Raw genomic sequence first — 13,727 nt, 5'->3', positions numbered from 1 at the left:
TTTTTTTCTTTTTTATTGGATAAGTAAAAAAAGGTTCTTTCGAACCTTTTTTTAGTTAAAGAATACATTGTATAGAGCTTTTATGGCTTGTTTTTCTTGTTCTTGGTTAACTACAAACATGATGGAAACTTCACTGGATCCTTGGGAAATCATTTGGATATTAATGTTGTTTTCTGATAAAGCTTTCGTAGCTGTTGCAGTTACACCGATCTGATTTTTCATATTTTCTCCTACTATCATGATAATAGAAAGATCATGTTCGATTTCTGCATAGTCCACTTGTAAGTCTTGGATTAAATGTTTTAGGATTTCTTGTTCTTTAATTGGGGTTAGTTCTTTCGAACGTAGAATGACCGATAAATCGTCAATTCCAGTTGGCATGTGATCCCAACTAATATTCAAATCTTCTAAAATTTGTAATAGTTTTCTACCAAAACCGACTTCTCTATTCATTAGGTACTTTGTGGTATTAATGCTGACAAATCCAGAATCTCCTGCTATTCCAACAACTTTAACATTTTCATCGGTATGGTTCAGCACAATCTTGGTACCTGGATGTTTTGGATTGTTGGTGTTTTTAATGACCATTGGAATTTTTCCACGATATGCAGGAACAAGTGCTTCATCATGGAGGACACTAAAGCCAGCATAGGCTAATTCCCGCATCTCTTTATAGGTTAATTCAGGAATAGAATGAGGATGTTTAATGATTCCTGGGTGGGCTGCAAAAATACCGTCTACGTCCGTAAAGTTCTCGTAGAGATCTGCTTTAACTCCGGCTGCGATAATGGATCCTGTAATGTCAGATCCTCCTCTCGAGAATGTACATACTTGGTCTTCTTTTGTAATTCCAAAGAATCCTGGGATAACTAAAATCTCATTATGGTTTATCAGTTCTTCAATCTTGTCATAACTAGAAGGGAGAATACGAGCATTGCAAGGTTCACTTGTTACAAAAATACCTGCATTTTTTGGATGAATATATTTTGCATCTAACCCTTTTTTTACAAAGTATGCTGCGATTAGTTTTGCATTGTTGTTCTCTCCAGCGGCCAAGAAAGTATCATATAAGAAGGTGTTATCGGATTTGGGAAGTGTTGCAAGAGACTTGATATCTCTAGAAATCTCTTCAATGATTTCCTCGTCCAAGTCTAACTCCTCTGTAATAGAACGATAGCGATTGACAATCCATTCTTGACTTTGACTAGTATCTTTTCCGTTGGTATATTCTTTGTAATACTTAATGAGGGCATCTGTAACTTTTGTATCCTCAGGATTTCGTTTCCCTGGAGCAGAGACGACAACGTATTTACGGGTTTCATCTTCTTTAACGATATTGAATACTTTTTCTAGCTGGGTAGCAGATGCTAATGAACTACCACCAAATTTAACTACTTTCATGTGGACTCCTTTACACAACTTTCTTTAAATTATACCAAAGATAGATCCTTGTTACAATCTAAAATAGCACTGTTATCAAGGGAGTCTTTCGGCTGAGACACTTTGTTATGAAAATGTAATTTACTTCTCAAAGTAGTTGTGCTAAAATAATATAAAAATAAACAAGTTCAACTATCAAATAATTTGAATAGCTAATTAGTAAAGAGGTGCCTTATGGTGTTCGAAACGATTATATTTTCTGTAGAAGAGGATCTCGCATCTATTATTTTAAATAGGCCTGAGGTTTCAAATGGTTTTAACATTCCAATGTGTCAGGAAATTCTTGAAGCATTAGAATTAGCTGAGAAGAACGCAGACGTTCGTTTTATTTTATTTAAAGCAGTCGGAAAGGTTTTTTCAGTCGGTGGTGATTTAGCAGAGATGAAACGGGCTGTCGATGCCGATGATATCGATTCTTTAACGCAAATTGCGGAATTGGTTAATCAAATCTCCAAAAGGATGAAGCAAATTCCAAAACCGGTGATCATGGTCGCAGATGGTGCGGTTGCAGGAGCAACTGCTAATATGGCAGTAGCGGCAGATTTTTGTATTGCTTCTGATAAAGCTAAGTTTATTCAAGCCTTTGTGGGAGTCGGTTTAGCTCCTGATGCTGGTGGTCTTTTCCTTTTAGGAAGAGCGATTGGTTTGAGTAGAGCAAGTCAGTTAGCGATGACTGGTGAACCATTAGGTGCTGAGAAGGCTCTGGAATATGGAGTTGTTTATAAGGTTTCTGAAGTAGAAAAATTAGATAAGACTGCCAATCAACTTCTCATGAAGTTAAGACGTAGCTCAGACAATTCTTTTGCTGCGATTAAGGAGTTGGCATGGTCTAGTATGTTGACTGACTGGGATCGCTATGCCGAAATTGAGTTGAGGTTACAAAGAAATCTATCTCTAAAAGAAGACTTCAAAGAGGGAGTTATTGCCTATTCAGAGCGTCGGCGTCCAAAATTCAAAGGAAAATAAAAACGTAAAATTTTTATGTTTTCGTTGTTGAGTCTTGCTATTTGGTTTGAATTTTGATAAAATTCGATTATCAAAGTAATGAATAGGGGGTGTGGTTTTTGAATTTTCAACTAGTCAATGATTATCTTACATCCATTTTTAACAACGTATTAGTCATCGAAGAAACTAGTTTACGTAGCAGTCGTTTTAATGATGTTTCTATCAAGGAAATGCACACAATTGATGTAATCGGCTCAACACCAAACGCAACTCCAAGTGATATTTCGCGTTCGTTAATGGTAACGTTAGGTACAGTCACTACCAGTTTAAATAATCTTGAACGAAAAGGTTATATTGAACGAACCAGATCTGAAGTTGATCGTCGTGTGGTCCATTTGAGTTTGACAAAAAGAGGAAAGCTCTTGTATCGGCTTCACCAACAATTTCACAAGCGGATGGTCAATCAGATTATTGATGGGATGTCTCCAGATGAACGGAAAGTGATGCAAAAAGGTTTGCAGAACCTTTATCGTTTCTTGGAGGAGTTGAAATAATGACTTTTGCAAGAATTAGTCAGGTAGCCCATTATTCGCCTAGCCAAGTGATTTCCAATCAAGATCTTTCTGAATGGATGGATACCAGCGATGAGTGGATTGCAAGTCGGACAGGAATTCGGAAGAGACATATATCCAAGTCGGAATCAACCAGCGATTTAGCTGCGGAAGTAGCTCGTCGCTTACTTAAAAAGAGTGGTTTACATGCGGATCAGTTGGATTTTATCTTTGTTGCAACAATTTCTCCGGATTCTATGATGCCATCTACAGCTGCTCGCGTTCAAGCTAAAATTGGGGCCTCTAGAGCTTTTGTTTTTGATTTGACAGCTGCTTGTAGTGGATTTGTCTTTGCGCTTGCGACTGCTGAAAAGTTTATTCGCTCTGGACAGTACAAACGAGGAATTGTTATCGGAAGTGAAACCTTGTCGAAAGTGATCGATTGGGAAGATCGGACAACAGCAGTCTTATTTGGAGATGGTGCTGGTGGCGTTTTATTGGAAGCTTCCGAGCAACAAACTTTTTTAGCAGAAAGTCTGTTTTCAGATGGTTCCCGTGGAGAGGTTCTTCAATCATCATCTGTTGGTTTATCTTCACCATATTCTGATAAGGAAGAAGATAAAAAATATTTGTCAATGGATGGGAGAGCAGTCTTTGATTTTGCTATTCGGGATGTGGCTAAGAGTATTAAAAATGTGTTAGCAGCTGCTCCAGTGCCTGTTGAGGAGATTGATTATTTTCTTCTGCACCAAGCAAATGACCGTATCCTAGATAAAATGGCTAAGAAAATCGGGGTTGATCGGGAAAAACTTCCTGCAAACATGATGGAATATGGTAACACTAGTGCCGCAAGTATTCCAATTTTATTATCGGAGTGTGTCGACCAGGGACTGATCAAATTGGATGGAAGTCAAACAATTCTTCTGTCTGGATTTGGTGGAGGTTTGACATGGGGCTCACTTCTTGTTACAATCTAGTTAAATATGTGGAAACACATTTTAAAAATTTTTAATTATTTTAAGGAGGCCAATCATGGCAGTATTTGAAAAAGTACAAGAAATTATCGTTGAAGAACTTGGTAAAGAACCATCAGAAGTAACACTTGAGTCTACTTTTGAAGATCTTGAAGCTGATTCATTGGATTTGTTCCAAGTGATTTCAGAAATTGAAGATGCATTCGACATTCAAATTGAAACTGAAGAAGGATTGTCTACTGTAGGTGACCTTGTAGCCTACGTAGAAGAAAAAACTAAATAATAATGGATGAGAGTATCGAAAGATATTCTCTCTTGTTTAGGTAATAGTTTGACGCTCAAAGCAAAGAACCGCTTTCAAACTATTACTTAAGCGAAAATGAGGAAGGTACTATGAAAACACGAATTACAGAATTATTAAACATTAAATATCCAATTTTCCAAGGTGGTATGGCTTGGGTCGCTGATGGTGATCTAGCGGGAGCTGTATCCAATGCGGGTGGTCTTGGAATCATCGGTGGAGGAAATGCACCTAAAGAAGTTGTCAAAGCGAATATTGATCGTGTCAAATCCATTACTGACAAACCTTTTGGGGTGAATATCATGCTCCTCTCTCCTTTTGCGGATGACATCGTTGACTTGGTCATTGAAGAAGGGGTTAAAGTTGTTACCACTGGTGCAGGAAATCCTGGGAAATACATGGATCGCTTCCATGAAGCTGGCATTACCGTTATCCCGGTTGTACCTTCAGTAGCTTTAGCAAAACGGATGGAAAAACTAGGTGCAGATGCTGTGATTGCTGAAGGAATGGAAGCAGGAGGGCATATTGGTAAATTGACGACCATGACCCTGGTTCGTCAAGTGGTCGAAGCTGTCTCTATTCCAGTTATTGGTGCTGGTGGTGTAGCAGATGGTGCTGGAGCGGCTGCGGTCTTCATGCTTGGAGCAGATGCTGTTCAAGTAGGAACACGCTTTGTCGTTGCTAAAGAATCAAATGCTCACCAAAACTTTAAGAATAAAATCTTGAAAGCTAAGGACATTGATACAGTGGTGTCTGCGTCGGTTGTTGGACATCCAGTTCGTGCGATTAAGAATAAATTGGCTTCTGCCTATAATCAAGCTGAAAAAGATTTCTTGGCTGGTAAGAAGACTCAAGAAGAAATTGAAGAACTTGGTGCAGGTGCACTTCGCAATGCTGTTGTGGACGGAGATGTCGATAACGGATCTGTCATGGCGGGGCAAATTGCGGGTCTTGTAAGCAAAGAAGAAACCTGTGCTGAAATCTTGGAAGATATCTACCTTGGGGCTGCTAAGGTGATTCAGAAAGAAGCAGCTCGCTGGGCTGATGTGAAATTCTAACAAGTAAAGGAAAGGAAGAGAACAGTGACAAAACGTGCCTTCTTATTTGCTGGTCAAGGTGCTCAAAAATTGGGGATGGCTAGTGACTTGTATGCAACCTATCCAATTGTCAAGGAAACCTTTGATACCGCAAGTCAGATTTTGGGTTATGATTTACGAAAATTGATTGATTCTGACGAAGAAAAGCTCAATCAAACACGCTATACCCAACCGGCTATTTTGACAACCTCAGTTGCTATTTATCGTCTGTTGGCAGAAAAAGGAATTACACCGGATATTGTGGCGGGTCTTTCTCTAGGAGAATATTCTGCTTTAGTTGCTGCGGGCGCTCTTTCTTTTGAAGAAGCGGTTGCCTTGGTTTCTAAACGGGGTGAATTTATGGAAACTGCTGCACCTGCTGGAAGTGGGAAGATGGTAGCAGTTATGAATACAGATCCTGCCTTGATTGAAGAAATCTGCCAGAAGGCTTCTGTGAAGGGAGTTGTTACCCCCGCAAACTACAATACCCCTGCTCAAATTGTAATTGGTGGAGAGGTTGAAGCTGTAGATTATGCAGTTGAATTATTACAAGAAGCGGGCGCTAAGCGTCTAATCCCACTCAATGTCTCTGGTCCCTTCCATACAGCTTTACTCGCTTCTGCTAGTGAGAAACTAGCGACTGAACTTGAAAAAGTTACTTTTAAGGACTTTACCTTGCCTTTGGTTGGGAATACAGAAGCGCAGATTATGAAATCAGACGAAATCAAAACATTATTGGCTCGCCAAGTGATGGAGCCCGTTCGTTTCTATGATTCGATTGCGACGATTCAAGAATTTGGAGTAGATGAAGTGATTGAGATTGGTCCAGGGAAGGTCTTGACTGGCTTCTTGAAAAAAATCGATAAAACTCTTCCAACAAAAAATGTTGAGGATCAGGCTAGCCTTGATGCTCTACTGAACGAATAGATGAGGTGACTATGGAACTGAAGAATAAAAATGTATTTGTTACTGGCTCAAGTCGAGGCATTGGATTGGCTATTGCTCATAAATTTGCTTCAAAAGGTGCTAACATTGTCTTAAATAGTCGTGGAGAGCTCCCAGCAGGCCTAGTAGATGAATTTGCCTCTTACGGTGTGAAAGTTGTTGGCGTTACTGGGGATGTATCCCAAGCTGCGGAAGCGAAGCGAATGGTGGCGGAAGCGATTGACGCACTTGGGTCAGTAGATATTCTTGTCAACAATGCTGGGATTACCAATGATAAGCTCATGTTAAAATTGACGGAAGAAGATTTTGAGCAAGTCTTGAAGGTGAATTTGACTGGTGCTTTTAATATGACACAATCAGTCTTAAAACCGATGACCAAAGCACGTGAAGGTGCTATCATTAACATGTCGAGTGTTGTCGGTCTGACAGGAAATGTTGGACAAGCTAACTATGCTGCCTCAAAAGCTGGATTGATCGGTTTTTCTAAATCGGTAGCGCGTGAAGTAGCCGGAAGAAATGTTCGAGTCAATGTCATTGCTCCGGGCTTCATTGAGTCTGATATGACAGAAGGACTTCCGGAAAAAATTAAAGAAATGTCTCTCGCTCAAATTCCAATGAAACGATTTGGAAATACAGAAGAAGTGGCAGATGTTGCAGTCTTTCTTGCAACTCAAGAATATCTAACAGGGCAAGTCATCGCAATTGATGGTGGCTTAACCATGCAATAAAAAGAGGTAGGTTTTGAAATGAAATTAAATCGTGTTGTTGTAACAGGCTATGGCTTGACATCTCCAATCGGAAACACTCCAGAAGAATTTTGGAATAGCTTAAAAGAAGGAAAGATTGGAATTGGTCCGATCACAAAATTTGACCACAGTGACTTTGCTGTTCATAATGCAGCTGAAATCCAAGATTTTCCATTTGATAAGTACTTTATCAAAAAAGATACAAATCGCTTTGATAACTACTCTTTATATGCCTTGTATGCAGCTCAAGAAGCTGTGAATCATGCAGGTTTAGATGTAGAAGCTATTGATAAAGATCGTTTTGGTGTCATTGTTGCTTCTGGTATCGGTGGTATCAAAGAAATCGAAGATCAAGTGATTCGCTTGCATGAAAAAGGGCCAAAACGTGTCAAACCAATGACCCTTCCAAAAGCTCTGCCAAATATGGCATCTGGTAATGTTGCTATGCGTTTTGGAGCTAATGGAATTTGTAAATCGATCAATACTGCTTGTGCCTCTTCCAATGATGCGATTGGGGATGCTTTCCGTGCCATTAAATTTGGTTTCCAAGATTTGATGTTGGTAGGTGGTTCAGAAGCTTCTATTACGCCATTTGCAATTGCCGGTTTCCAAGCCCTAACAGCTCTTTCAACAACAGAAGATCCAACTCGTGCTTCTATTCCATTTGATAAAGATCGGAATGGATTTGTAATGGGTGAAGGATCAGGTATGTTGGTACTTGAAAGTTTGGAACACGCTGAAAAACGTGGTGCAACCATTCTTGCTGAAGTGGTGGGCTACGGTAATACCTGTGATGCTTACCATATGACTTCTCCACATCCAGAAGGTCAAGGTGCTATCAAGGCAATGAAGTTGGCTTTGGATGAGGCAGAAATTGAACCAGCTCAAGTTGATTATGTCAACGCCCATGGAACCTCTACTCCAGCAAATGAAAAAGGAGAAAGTGGTGCAATCGTTTCTGTATTTGGTACAGAAGTTCCAGTATCTTCTACAAAATCATTTACAGGTCACCTCTTGGGAGCAGCAGGGGCAGTTGAAGCTATTGCGACAATTGAAGCAATTCGCCATCAATATGTTCCAAAAACTGCTGGAACACAAGAGTTATCAGATTATATTGAAGCCAATGTCATCTTTGGTGAAGGGCAAGAACGTCCGATTTCCTATGCTATTTCCAATACATTTGGATTTGGAGGACACAATGCTGTCTTAGCCTTTAAACGTTGGGAGGGATAAAGTGAATATTCAAGAAATTAAAGACCTAATGAGTCAATTTGACCAATCCAGTCTTCGTGAATTTAGCTATCAAAATGCAACGGATGTGCTATCATTTAGTAAAAATACTGGCAGTGTAGCTAGCTCGCAACCTGCTACGCCAGCTCCTGTAGTTCAGGAAGTGGCGCCCGCTGTTGAAAGCCCTGTTGTTCTCGCAGAAGAACCAGCTGCTCCGTCAGCTCCAGCTCCAGAAGCTAGTCCAGCAGTGGCAGCAGAAGGGGAAGTAGTTGAAAGTCCTCTTGTCGGTGTAGCTTATTTAGCTTCAGGTCCAGATAAACCAGCTTTTGTTCAGGTTGGAGATAGCGTTTCAAAAGGCCAAACTTTATTGATTATTGAAGCAATGAAAGTCATGAATGAAGTTCCTGCGCCAAGAGATGGAATCGTCACTGAAATCCTTGTTTCAAATGAAGAAATGGTCGAGTTTGGGAAAGGATTGGTACGGATTAAATGATCGATATTCAAGCTATTAAAGAGGCTCTTCCGCATCGCTATCCGATGTTGTTGGTGGATCGCGTCCTTGAAACAAGTGAGGATACGATTGTAGCCATTAAGAATGTGACGATCAATGAGCCCTTCTTTAATGGGCACTTTCCAAGCTACCCAGTAATGCCAGGTGTCCTCATTATGGAAGCCTTGGCACAAACTGCCGGTGTCTTAGAATTATCCAAACCAGAAAATAAAGGGAAATTAGTCTTTTACGCTGGAATGGATAAGGTTAAATTTAAAAAACAAGTCGTTCCGGGAGATCAGCTCGTGATGACGGCTACCTTTGTCAAGCGTCGTGGTTCGATTGCGGTCGTGGAAGCAAAAGCGGAAGTCGATGGGAAATTAGCTGCTAGCGGGACCCTAACATTTGCAATTGGTAACTAGGGAGGTTTCTATGTTCCGAAAAATTTTAATCGCGAATCGTGGTGAAATTGCGGTCCGGATTATTCGAGCTGCTCGTGAATTAGGAATTGAAACAGTCGCTGTCTATTCAACGGCTGATAAAGAAGCCTTGCATACCTTACTAGCGGATGAAGCAGTTTGTATTGGGCCTGCCAAGTCAACCGAGTCTTATTTGAACATGAATGCTGTTTTATCTGCAGCAGTTCTAACTGGTTCAGAAGCCATTCACCCAGGTTTTGGATTTTTGAGTGAAAATTCGAAGTTTGCCACCATGTGTGAAGAAGTAGGGATTAAGTTTATTGGACCATCAGGATCTGTTATGGATATGATGGGTGATAAAATTAATGCCCGAGCACAAATGATCAAAGCAGGCGTACCTGTGATTCCAGGATCAGATGGTGAAGTTCATACAGCTGAAGAAGCCTTGGAAGTTGCTGATCGGATTGGCTATCCTGTTATGCTGAAGGCGTCAGCTGGAGGTGGCGGTAAAGGTATCCGTAAAGTAGAACGGGCAGAGGACCTAGTTCCAGCTTTTGAATCTGCTTCGACAGAAGCTAAGGCGGCCTTTGGCAATGGAGCTATGTACCTTGAACGCGTCATCTACCCAGCTCGTCATATTGAGGTTCAAATTTTGGCTGACCAATTTGGACATGTGGTTCATTTGGGTGAACGGGATTGTTCCCTTCAAAGAAACAACCAAAAAGTCCTCGAAGAATCTCCATCCGTAGCAATCGGTAAGACAATTCGAGACCAAATCGGATCTGCAGCTGTCCGCGCGGCAGAATCTGTTGGCTATGAAAATGCTGGGACAATCGAGTTTCTTTACGATGAAGGTAAAGGCGAATTTTACTTCATGGAGATGAATACTCGGGTTCAAGTTGAGCATCCCGTGACAGAATTTGTCACTGGAATTGATATCGTGAAAGAGCAAATTAAGATTGCTGAAGGCCAAGAATTGTCTGTGCGTCAAGAAGATATCCAAATTTCCGGTCATGCCATTGAATGCCGGATCAATGCGGAAAATCCTGCCTTTAACTTTGCACCAAGTCCAGGAAAGATCACCAATCTCTACCTTCCAAGTGGAGGGGTTGGCTTGCGCGTGGATTCTGCAGTCTATCCTGGCTATACGATTCCACCTTACTACGATAGTATGATTGCCAAAATCATTGTCCATGGAGAGAATCGTTTCGATGCCTTGATGAAGATGCAACGCGCCCTCTATGAGTTGGAAATTGACGGTGTAATGACCAACAGTGATTTCCAATTGGATTTGATTTCAGATTCGAATGTGATTGCTGGTGATTACGATACCGCCTTTCTGATGGAAAAATTTTTACCAAATTATCAGAAAAATCAATAAGCATTGAACTTTGTAAATGTGAGATTCATTTTCACAAGGAATGAACGCGCACAATTACAAAGTTCTTTTACCAAGTAAGGAGAAGTTGATGGCTTTATTTTCTAAAAAAGATAAGTACATTCGAATTAATCCCAATCGGTCGGCCATTGAAGCACCTCAGCCGAAACCAGAGGTTCCAGATGAGTTGTTTTCTCAGTGTCCGGGCTGTAAACATACCATTTACCAAAAGGATCTAGGAAGTGAACGTCTGTGTCCTAAGTGTGGCTATACCTTCCGTATTTCTGCTGTAGAACGGCTTCAATTGACGATTGATCCAGGAAGCTTTATTGAACTGTTTACGGGTATTGAGACCAAGGACCCGCTTAAGTTTCCAAACTACAAGAAGAAATTGGCGACTGTTCGTGAATTAACAGGGCTTGATGAGGCTGTGTTAACAGGAACTGCAAAGATCGGGGGCCATCAAGTGGCTCTTGGTATTATGGATTCCAATTTTATCATGGCTTCTATGGGCTCTGTGGTCGGTGAAAAGATTACCCGCCTATTTGAATTGGCGACAGAAGAAAAGCTCCCAGTCGTGCTCTTTACAGCTTCTGGAGGTGCTCGGATGCAAGAAGGAATCGTCAGTTTGATGCAGATGGCTAAAATCTCTGCAGCTGTTCAAAGACACTCAAAAGCAGGCTTGTTTTATCTTACCGTTCTAACAGACCCAACAACAGGAGGGGTAACGGCGTCATTTGCAATGGAAGGGGATATCATCATTGCAGAGAGTCAAGCCCTTGTGGGATTTGCAGGTCGTCGAGTGATCGAGTCAACCGTGCGGGAACAGTTGCCGGATAATTTCCAAAAGGCTGAATTTTTACAAGAGCATGGCTTTGTGGATGTGATTCTCCAGCGTAGTGAGATGCGTTCAACAATCGCAGACTTGTTAGCCTTTCATGGAGGGAAGCAATGACAAGAATAACACAAATTATTAAAGAAGCTCGTGACCAAGGACGTTTGACAGCTCTAGATTATGCTCATGGAATTTTTGAAAACTTTATCGAATTGCATGGAGATCGGAATTTCCGAGATGACGGTGCAGTGATTGGTGGAATTGGTTGGCTTGGAGATCAAGCGGTAACGGTTGTCGGGATTCAAAAAGGAAAGAATCTTCAGGATAACCTCAGTAGAAACTTTGGTCAACCCCATCCTGAAGGTTATCGAAAAGCTTTGCGTCTGATGAAACAGGCGGAGAAGTTTGGTCGTCCAGTAGTAACCTTCATCAATACCGCGGGTGCTTATCCGGGTGTTGGCGCTGAAGAACGGGGACAGGGTGAGGCTATCGCGCGTAACCTCATGGAAATGAGTGATTTAAAGGTTCCGATTATCGCAATTATCATCGGGGAAGGTGGCTCAGGTGGCGCCCTTGCTCTGGCTGTAGCGGACAAGGTCTGGATGTTGGAGAACTCTATCTATGCCGTCTTGAGTCCAGAAGGATTTGCTTCTATTCTATGGAAAGATGGAAGCCGTGCCATGGAAGCTGCTGAGTTGATGAAGATTACTTCGCATGAGTTGTTAAATATGGATATTGTAGACAAGGTGATTCCGGAGCATGGTTTCTCAAATGGAGAACTACTCGCTCAAGTGAAGAAGGAAATTCAAGCAGAATTGAAGGAACTACAAGCTTTGTCTCTCGAAGATCTGCTAGAGCAACGCTACCAGCGTTTTCGTAAATATTAAAAAAACTGAGCTTGCAGATGCAAGACTCAGTTTTTTTATCTTATCTTATTTTGGTGCAATAACTTCAGCTCCACCCATGTATGGACGAAGGACTTCTGGAATGGTTACAGAACCATCTGCGTTTTGATAGTTTTCAAGAATAGCAGCGACGGTACGTCCAACAGCCAATCCTGAACCATTCAAAGTGTGAAGAAGTTTGACTTTACCATCGGCTTCATCACGGTAGCGGATTTGCGCGCGTCGTGCTTGGAAATCTTCTGTGTTGGAACAGCTTGAGATTTCACGGTAGGTATTTTGTGCTGGGATCCAGACTTCCAAGTCGTAAGTCTTAGCGGCTGAGAAGCCCATGTCTCCTGTTGAGAGAGCTACGACACGGTATGGCAAGTTCAACTTTTGAAGGATATTTTCAGCGTTAGCTGTCATCTTTTCCAATTCTTCATATGATTCTTCCGGTTTGGCAAATTTAACCATTTCAACCTTGTGGAATTGGTGCAAACGAATCAAGCCACGTGTATCACGACCAGCAGAACCAGCTTCTGAACGGAAAGATGGGCTCATGGCAGTAAAGTAGATCGGAAGATCCTTCCCATCGATGATTTCATCACGGTAGTAGTTCGTTAGAGGCACTTCAGCGGTTGGAATCAAGACATAGTTAGTGTCGCTGAGTTCAAAAGTATCTTCCTTGAATTTTGGATATTGTCCGGTACCAAACATAGAATCATGGTTAACCATGTAAGGGGTGATGACTTCAGTATAGCCTTCCTTACCGTGCTCATCTAGCATAAAGTTGTAGATAGCACGTTCCAAACGAGCTCCCAGGCCTTTATAGAAGAGGAAGCGGGCACCAGTGACTTTTCCACCACGTTCCCAGTCAAGGATATCTAAGTCTTCCCCAAGATCCCAGTGGGCTTTTGGTTCAAAGTCAAACTCACGAGGAGTTCCCCAACGGCGAACTTCTACGTTATCGTCCTCGTCTGCACCAATAGGAACACTATCAGCTGGGATGTTTGGAAGAGTAGTGGTAAATTCTGTCAATTTAGCATCGATTTCCGCTAATTCTGCATCTAGCGCTTTGACTTCAGCAGATAGGGTTTGCATGGCAGCAATCTTGTCGTCTGCATTTTCCTTGTTGCGTTTGGCTTGAGCAATTTCAGCAGAAACGGTGTTACGCTCTGCCTTGAGGGTTTCAACCTTGACTAAGATGTCACGACGTTTAGCATCGATTTCCTTCATCTCATTTAAGATAGCAGCGTCTACCCCACGTGTCGCCAATTTTTCAGCAACCGTATCAAAATCGGTACGAATTCGTTTAATATCTAACATAGCTTCTCCTTTAACAAAAAACACACCTGTTATAGTGTTGGAGTGGCAGGGCCACGGTTCCATCCAACTTCACAGGTGTGCACTTGATTCAATATTGTATTTTAAAGAAACGGTAGAATTTCAATTAAGGTTTCTATCTGCTCACAGCAACCGCAGACTTTCTGAAAGAGCCTCTTAACTTACTTAT

15 protein-coding genes are annotated in these 13,727 nt (G+C 41.5%); 13 read left to right on the top strand and 2 right to left on the bottom strand.

All coding sequences use genetic code 11. The annotated features are described in order from the left end of the window. Window positions 1-51: 51 nt before the first annotated feature. Window positions 52-1,401 carry an aspartate kinase gene (locus D7D50_RS00895; protein ID WP_117745224.1) on the bottom strand — a complete coding sequence of 450 codons (1,350 nt, stop codon included), beginning with the start codon at window positions 1,399-1,401 and terminating at the stop codon, window positions 52-54. A gap of 213 nt (window positions 1,402-1,614) precedes the next feature. On the opposite strand from D7D50_RS00895, the gene D7D50_RS00890 reads away from it, so the two are divergent. The 13 genes from D7D50_RS00890 (at window position 1,615) to D7D50_RS00830 (ending at window position 12,217) form a co-directional block, all read left to right on the top strand. After that, entirely contained in the window at window positions 1,615-2,406 is a 792-nt protein-coding gene (locus D7D50_RS00890; protein ID WP_120701228.1) for an enoyl-CoA hydratase, read from the top strand. 98 nt (window positions 2,407-2,504) lie between these two features. Then, window positions 2,505-2,939, top strand: a complete 435-nt coding sequence (fabT, locus tag D7D50_RS00885; protein WP_006597415.1) for a fatty acid biosynthesis transcriptional regulator FabT — start codon at window positions 2,505-2,507, stop codon at window positions 2,937-2,939. After that, window positions 2,939-3,913: a beta-ketoacyl-ACP synthase III gene (locus D7D50_RS00880; protein ID WP_120701227.1), complete on the top strand. Its 975-nt coding sequence runs from the start codon at window positions 2,939-2,941 to the stop codon at window positions 3,911-3,913. Before fabT ends, D7D50_RS00880 begins: the two co-directional genes overlap by 1 nt. A gap of 55 nt (window positions 3,914-3,968) precedes the next feature. Further along, window positions 3,969-4,193 carry an acyl carrier protein gene (locus tag D7D50_RS00875; RefSeq protein WP_003003892.1) on the top strand — a complete coding sequence of 75 codons (225 nt, stop codon included), beginning with the start codon at window positions 3,969-3,971 and terminating at the stop codon, window positions 4,191-4,193. A 110-nt stretch (window positions 4,194-4,303) separates the two neighbouring features. After that, window positions 4,304-5,269: an enoyl-[acyl-carrier-protein] reductase FabK gene (gene fabK, locus D7D50_RS00870; RefSeq protein ID WP_120701226.1), complete on the top strand. Its 966-nt coding sequence runs from the start codon at window positions 4,304-4,306 to the stop codon at window positions 5,267-5,269. 24 nt (window positions 5,270-5,293) lie between these two features. Continuing rightward, complete coding sequence (gene fabD / locus D7D50_RS00865) at window positions 5,294-6,214, top strand: ACP S-malonyltransferase (RefSeq protein WP_023022238.1); 921 nt, start codon at window positions 5,294-5,296, stop codon at window positions 6,212-6,214. Window positions 6,215-6,225: 11 nt separating this feature from the next. Then, window positions 6,226-6,960 carry a 3-oxoacyl-[acyl-carrier-protein] reductase gene (fabG, locus tag D7D50_RS00860; RefSeq protein ID WP_117745219.1) on the top strand — a complete coding sequence of 245 codons (735 nt, stop codon included), beginning with the start codon at window positions 6,226-6,228 and terminating at the stop codon, window positions 6,958-6,960. 18 nt (window positions 6,961-6,978) lie between these two features. After that, window positions 6,979-8,211 (top strand): beta-ketoacyl-ACP synthase II, encoded by a 1,233-nt coding sequence (gene fabF / locus D7D50_RS00855; protein ID WP_023022242.1) that lies wholly within the window; start codon window positions 6,979-6,981, stop codon window positions 8,209-8,211. A 1-nt stretch (window position 8,212) separates the two neighbouring features. Further along, on the top strand, window positions 8,213-8,701 hold the full coding sequence (accB, locus tag D7D50_RS00850; protein WP_120701225.1) for an acetyl-CoA carboxylase biotin carboxyl carrier protein: 489 nt from the start codon (window positions 8,213-8,215) through the stop codon (window positions 8,699-8,701). Further along, complete coding sequence (gene fabZ / locus D7D50_RS00845; protein ID WP_006596902.1) at window positions 8,698-9,120, top strand: 3-hydroxyacyl-ACP dehydratase FabZ; 423 nt, start codon at window positions 8,698-8,700, stop codon at window positions 9,118-9,120. The genes accB and fabZ overlap by 4 nt, the downstream gene beginning before the upstream one ends. 10 nt (window positions 9,121-9,130) lie before the next feature. Then, window positions 9,131-10,498 (top strand): acetyl-CoA carboxylase biotin carboxylase subunit, encoded by a 1,368-nt coding sequence (locus tag D7D50_RS00840; RefSeq protein WP_023027707.1) that lies wholly within the window; start codon window positions 9,131-9,133, stop codon window positions 10,496-10,498. Between the two features lie 88 nt (window positions 10,499-10,586). Then, window positions 10,587-11,450: an acetyl-CoA carboxylase, carboxyltransferase subunit beta gene (gene accD / locus D7D50_RS00835; RefSeq protein WP_120701224.1), complete on the top strand. Its 864-nt coding sequence runs from the start codon at window positions 10,587-10,589 to the stop codon at window positions 11,448-11,450. Continuing rightward, window positions 11,447-12,217, top strand: coding sequence for an acetyl-CoA carboxylase carboxyl transferase subunit alpha (locus tag D7D50_RS00830; RefSeq protein WP_023022250.1), 771 nt, complete (start codon window positions 11,447-11,449; stop codon window positions 12,215-12,217). Before accD ends, D7D50_RS00830 begins: the two co-directional genes overlap by 4 nt. Window positions 12,218-12,262: 45 nt before the next feature. Here D7D50_RS00830 and serS read toward each other — a convergent pair whose 3' ends face one another. Continuing rightward, complete coding sequence (gene serS, locus D7D50_RS00825; protein WP_023022252.1) at window positions 12,263-13,540, bottom strand: serine--tRNA ligase; 1,278 nt, start codon at window positions 13,538-13,540, stop codon at window positions 12,263-12,265. Window positions 13,541-13,727 lie beyond the last annotated feature (187 nt).

Source organism: Streptococcus koreensis (genome assembly GCF_003627135.1).
Classification (GTDB): Bacteria; Bacillota; Bacilli; order Lactobacillales; family Streptococcaceae; genus Streptococcus; species Streptococcus ilei.
This window is presented reverse-complemented; position numbering and strand designations above follow the sequence as displayed.

Bases quoted from the DNA above. Each gene is read 5' to 3' on its own strand.
- D7D50_RS00895 (WP_117745224.1), bottom strand. From the start codon at position 1,401: ATGAAAGTAGTTAAATTTGGTGGTAGTTCATTAGCATCTGCTACCCAG.
- D7D50_RS00890 (WP_120701228.1), top strand. From the start codon at position 1,615: ATGGTGTTCGAAACGATTATATTTTCTGTAGAAGAGGATCTCGCATCT.
- D7D50_RS00880 (WP_120701227.1), top strand. From the start codon at position 2,939: ATGACTTTTGCAAGAATTAGTCAGGTAGCCCATTATTCGCCTAGCCAA.
- D7D50_RS00875 (WP_003003892.1), top strand. From the start codon at position 3,969: ATGGCAGTATTTGAAAAAGTACAAGAAATTATCGTTGAAGAACTTGGT.
- fabK (WP_120701226.1), top strand. From the start codon at position 4,304: ATGAAAACACGAATTACAGAATTATTAAACATTAAATATCCAATTTTC.
- fabG (WP_117745219.1), top strand. From the start codon at position 6,226: ATGGAACTGAAGAATAAAAATGTATTTGTTACTGGCTCAAGTCGAGGC.
- fabF (WP_023022242.1), top strand. From the start codon at position 6,979: ATGAAATTAAATCGTGTTGTTGTAACAGGCTATGGCTTGACATCTCCA.
- fabZ (WP_006596902.1), top strand. From the start codon at position 8,698: ATGATCGATATTCAAGCTATTAAAGAGGCTCTTCCGCATCGCTATCCG.
- D7D50_RS00840 (WP_023027707.1), top strand. From the start codon at position 9,131: ATGTTCCGAAAAATTTTAATCGCGAATCGTGGTGAAATTGCGGTCCGG.
- accD (WP_120701224.1), top strand. From the start codon at position 10,587: ATGGCTTTATTTTCTAAAAAAGATAAGTACATTCGAATTAATCCCAAT.
- D7D50_RS00830 (WP_023022250.1), top strand. From the start codon at position 11,447: ATGACAAGAATAACACAAATTATTAAAGAAGCTCGTGACCAAGGACGT.
- serS (WP_023022252.1), bottom strand. From the start codon at position 13,540: ATGTTAGATATTAAACGAATTCGTACCGATTTTGATACGGTTGCTGAA.